4 protein-coding genes and 1 pseudogene are annotated in these 4,236 nt (G+C 71.1%); all 5 read right to left on the bottom strand.

Annotated features, from left to right (window positions below):
* A pseudogene (locus VIB55_RS19390) lies at nt 1-193 on the bottom strand (DUF445 domain-containing protein); the annotation flags it as partial.
* Nucleotides 194-595: 402 nt separating this feature from the next.
* Nucleotides 596-1,525: a DUF1835 domain-containing protein gene (locus VIB55_RS19385; protein WP_331878316.1), complete on the bottom strand. Its 930-nt coding sequence runs from the start codon at nt 1,523-1,525 to the stop codon at nt 596-598.
* Nucleotides 1,526-1,558: 33 nt separating this feature from the next.
* A complete protein-coding gene (locus tag VIB55_RS19380) occupies nt 1,559-1,825 on the bottom strand; it encodes a GlsB/YeaQ/YmgE family stress response membrane protein (RefSeq protein WP_331074458.1) in 267 nt (88 codons plus the stop codon).
* Nucleotides 1,826-2,167: 342 nt separating this feature from the next.
* Complete coding sequence (locus tag VIB55_RS19375) at nt 2,168-3,487, bottom strand: thymidine phosphorylase (protein ID WP_331878315.1); 1,320 nt, start codon at nt 3,485-3,487, stop codon at nt 2,168-2,170.
* Nucleotides 3,484-3,936 (bottom strand): cytidine deaminase, encoded by a 453-nt coding sequence (cdd, locus tag VIB55_RS19370; RefSeq protein ID WP_331022225.1) that lies wholly within the window; start codon nt 3,934-3,936, stop codon nt 3,484-3,486. Before cdd ends, VIB55_RS19375 begins: the two co-directional genes overlap by 4 nt.
* Nucleotides 3,937-4,236: the final 300 nt, after the last annotated feature.

Here is a 4,236-nt window from a genome sequence, read left to right as displayed (position 1 = left end):
CCACCATGGCGGCCTCGGCGGTAGCGCGGATGAAGCCGAGCCACGGATATCGTGCCTCGAAGATGCGCGCGACGATGAAGATGATCGTCGCGACCACCAGCAGGCCGGTGGCGACGCGCTTCATCTTTTCCAGCCGCACGCGCTTTTCTTCCTCGTCCCGCAGCGGGGGCAGGGTCAGCCGGCCGATTTCCATCCCGATCCGATTGGTTCTCGTTCGTAGCTCGTCGTGCATCCGATCCGCGTTACGTGGAGGATGCGTGCCAGCACTACGCGCGGGGGATGCGGCGGGATTCGGCGCAGGCGTCACCCGGCCGCGCTATCTATCCACACGCTAGCCGCGGATCACAACACAGGTTGTCATCCTGAGGCGCAGGCGCACCGAACCTGCCCGCGCCGGATACCTCGCGCGCCGAAGGATCTAGCCCCGGACACGTACTAACCCGGCGCGGAAGCGTCACCCAGTCCAGAGGCCGCGGCCTGCACGGGCGAATGAATTCGCTGCAACAACCACACGATGTCCACCTTCGTGGACTGGCTTGCTGTCGTGCTTCCGCGACCCTGTGGCGCGCCCAGGATGTGTGTGCCAGCCAGCGAATCAGGATGCTTTGGCGATGTGCCCGGCGACCTCGTCCCATCTCCAGGGAACCTCAACGCCGCTGAGGTGCACGCCGCCCAGCCAGCGGTCGATGCCGATCGCCGCGACGCGGTCCGCACGGCCGGCCAGGACGTCGCGGCCTAGCTCCGTCAGGGTGACGATCCGGCGGTGGATCTCGGTCGCCCCGCCGATCGTGACCAGCGGGCCCAGGTCTTCGAGGTACGAATAGAAGGTGGAGTCGCCCAGCCAGATGGGATCTTCGCGATCATGGTGCGACGCCACGTACAGCTCCCCCGCCGGGCGCGGCCCCTCCGCCAGCACCTCCAGCGCCTGCCGCTCGCTGCGCGACAGGCCGTCTCGCGTGGACGGAAACTGCTGGAGGTGGCGGCGCAGGGCGGACGCGAGGTGCGGAAGCGCCGCCAGCTCCGCGCCCGGAATCGCCTCGATGCCCCGCGGGTCGGGCGCGCGGAACGCCTCCCACGCGGCGCGGGCGGCGGAGAGATGCGCGCGGGTGACGGGCATCCGCAACGCGAACAGTGCGCGAAGCTCATCAGGGGTGGAGGGGCCCAGGTACTGCGCGGGGTTGATCAGCGTCAGCCCCGGCCTGGGATGCGCGGCGAACCAGTCCAGCACCTGAATCAACTGGAGCTGGTCGAACAGGTCGTGCTCGAACCAGAGCACCACCTCGTCCTCGTCCACGGACGCGGCCAGCGCACCGTCCCGCTCCTCGAACTCGCGGCGGACCTCGTCCACTCCGCCCCAGCCGCGGGACGCGATGAATTCGGCGCGGACGAGGCTCAGCTCCCGGAGCGCGAGGTCGGCCGGCACCGGCCCCTCGTGCAGCACGTCGCGCCAGGGGAGGATCTCGCCGGGGATGCCGGCCGCGCGGATGGCGTCTGCCGCGGCATCGCCGTTGGTGACGTGGAGCATCCGCGCGCCGGTGCTAAAAAGTAGCCAAAGTGGTCAGCGGCGTCGCCCGTACCCGCCTCGGCGCCTGTGCAGGGCGTGCAGCAGAAAGAGCAGCACCACCGCTCCGACGAACGCCGTGAAGATGGTGCCCGCCAGGCCGCTGAACGGCGTCGTCACGCCGAGCTGGCGGAAGAGCCATCCGCCGACGAACGCGCCTACGATCCCCACGATGATGTCGCCCACCAGCCCCACGCCGCCCACGACCAGCCCGGCGAGCACGCCCGCTACCAGTCCCACGATAATCCACGTCAGCAGATCCATCGTTCATCTCCCGTTGTTGTGTGTCCGTGCGATCAGGGCAAGCGACGTACCCGGCTCCTTTGCGCTCCGCCGTGCCTGCCGTTGGACGGCGATTGAGCCGCGTGGATACGGTGCGCGATCCGGCTCCGGCGCGCTCTGGCGAGTGTGTGGCGGATCCCTCAGTCGCTGCTGTCCACGATGTGCGGGCTGGGTCGCCCGTGGCCGCTCCATCGGGATGACATCGCGCGCCGGCAGGCTGGTAGTTGGAGGATTTCCGCTGTGGTGCGGCGGGTGCACCAAGCCGCGGGGACGAAAAGGGGCCGAGCACTCGGCCCGGCCCCTCTCCTCGACCGGAGTCGCGGATCAGCCGACCGTTTCGTACTCGTCCGGAACGGCCTCTGCCGGGCGCACGGACAGCACGAAGGCCGAGCGCAGCCGTTCGATGGCCTCGCGCGCCGCCGACTCGGAGCGCGCGTGCACGTCGGCCAGCGGCTGCCCCGCCTCCACGCGATCGCCGATGCGCGCGCGCACCACGATGCCCACCGCGGGGTCCACCGGGTCGGCCTTGGTCTTTCGCCCCGCGCCCAGCGCCAGCGCCGCGTCGCCGATCGTACGTGCATCGGCCTGGGCCACCCAGCCGGGGAGGTCGGTGGTGTAGGGGTGGATGACCGGCGCGGAGGGCAGCAGGTCCGGCTGGTCCACCACCCGCGGGTCGCCGCCCTGCGCCTCGATCAGCGTCTGCAGCGTGCGCGCCCCCGCCCCCGAGTCGCGCAGCCAGGTGAGCGAGGCGCGCCCCTCGTCGGCGGACGCGGCCAGCCCCGACATCTCCAGCAGGTGCGCGCCCAGCTCCAGCGTCAGCCGCCACAGGTCCGCCGGGCCGCGGCCGTGCAGGGTGTCGATGGCTTCGCGGATCTCGAGCGCGTTGCCCACGGCGCGGCCCAGCGGCTGGCGCATGGGGCTCAGCACCGCCCGTGTGCGCCGCCCCGCCCCGTTGCCGATGGACACCAGCGTGCGCGCCAGCTCCCGGGCATCGTCCAGCGTCTGCATGAAGGCGCCGGAGCCCCACTTCACGTCCAGGACGATGCTGCGCGCACCGCCCGCCAGCTTCTTGGACATGATGCTGCCCGCGATCAGCGGCATGCTGTCCACCGTTCCCGTCACGTCGCGCAGGGCATACAGCTTCTTGTCGGCCGGCACCAGCTCGCCGCTCTGGCCCACCAGCGCACAGCCGATGCGCCGCACCTGGGCGCGCATTTCGTCCAGCGGCAGCTCGCAGCGAACGCCGGGGATGGCCTCCAGCTTGTCGAGCGTGCCGCCCGTGTGCCCCAGCCCCCGTCCCGACATCTTGACGAAGGCGGCCCCGGCCGCGGCCATCAGGGGCACGAGGACGATGGACGTCTTGTCGCCCACGCCGCCGGTGCTGTGCTTGTCTACCGTGGGGCGGTCCAGTCCCGGCCAGTCCAGCGTTTCGCCGCTGTCCACCATGGCGCGGGTGAACTCCAGCGTTTCTGCCTCGGTCATCCCGCGCCACACCACCGCCATCAGCCAGGCGGCCACCTGGTAGTCGGGCACCTCGCCGGACAGGTAGCCGGAGAGAAATCCGCGCATCTCGTCCGGCGACAGCTCGCCGCCGCGCTTCTTCCGCTCGATCAGTTCGACGGTGGAGGGTGCAGAGCCGCTCATCGTCCCTCGCGGGTGGCGTTCAGCCGGTCCTGGTCGAACGCCCCGGGAAGCAGTGCCCGCACGGAGGTGATCTGCACCCCCGCCGGCCCGCCGCCCGGCATGATCACCGGCATGTCGGGGCCGAACTCGTTGAGCACCTGCCTGCAGCCGCCACAGGGCGCACAGGCGGCGTCGTCCTCGGGGCCCACCACGGCGATGGCCACGAAGCGCCGCGCGCCCTGCGTCACCGCGTTGCCGATGGCGGTGCGCTCGGCGCAGGTGCCCAGGGGATAGGAGGCGTTTTCGACGTTGACGCCGGTGAACACGCGGCCGTCCTCGGCCAGCAGCGCCGCGCCGACGCTGAAGTTGCTGTAGGGGGCGTAGGCCTGGGCGCGCACCTCGCGGGCCTGGTCCAGCAGCCGCCGGGCGGCGGCGGGGTCGATCGTGGGCTGCTCGGATGCCGATGTCACGCGGCCGTCCTTTGGTCTGTCGGGGCTTCGGTTTCGAACACTCTCCCTCGGAATATAGGGAACGGGTGCTGCTGGGGCGACATTGGGCGGCGACTGACATCGGAGAGCCGCTGGGTGGGTGAGGCCGATTGGCTCCCCGGGGGTGGGGCCGCGCTGCCGGGAAGGGCTTGTACTGCTGATGGGCTGGCCCTGCTGGGTGAGGCTGGCCCTGCTGGGTGTGGCCGGGCCTGCTGGGTGTGGCCGGGGATGATGGGTGTGGCCGGGCCTGCTGGGTGTGGCCGGGCCTGCTGGGTGTGGCCG

The sequence above is a fragment of the Longimicrobium sp. genome, assembly GCF_036554565.1.
Taxonomy (GTDB): domain Bacteria; phylum Gemmatimonadota; class Gemmatimonadetes; order Longimicrobiales; family Longimicrobiaceae; genus Longimicrobium.
Note: the sequence above shows the minus strand (reverse complement) of the source record. Positions and strands in the feature narration are given on the sequence as shown.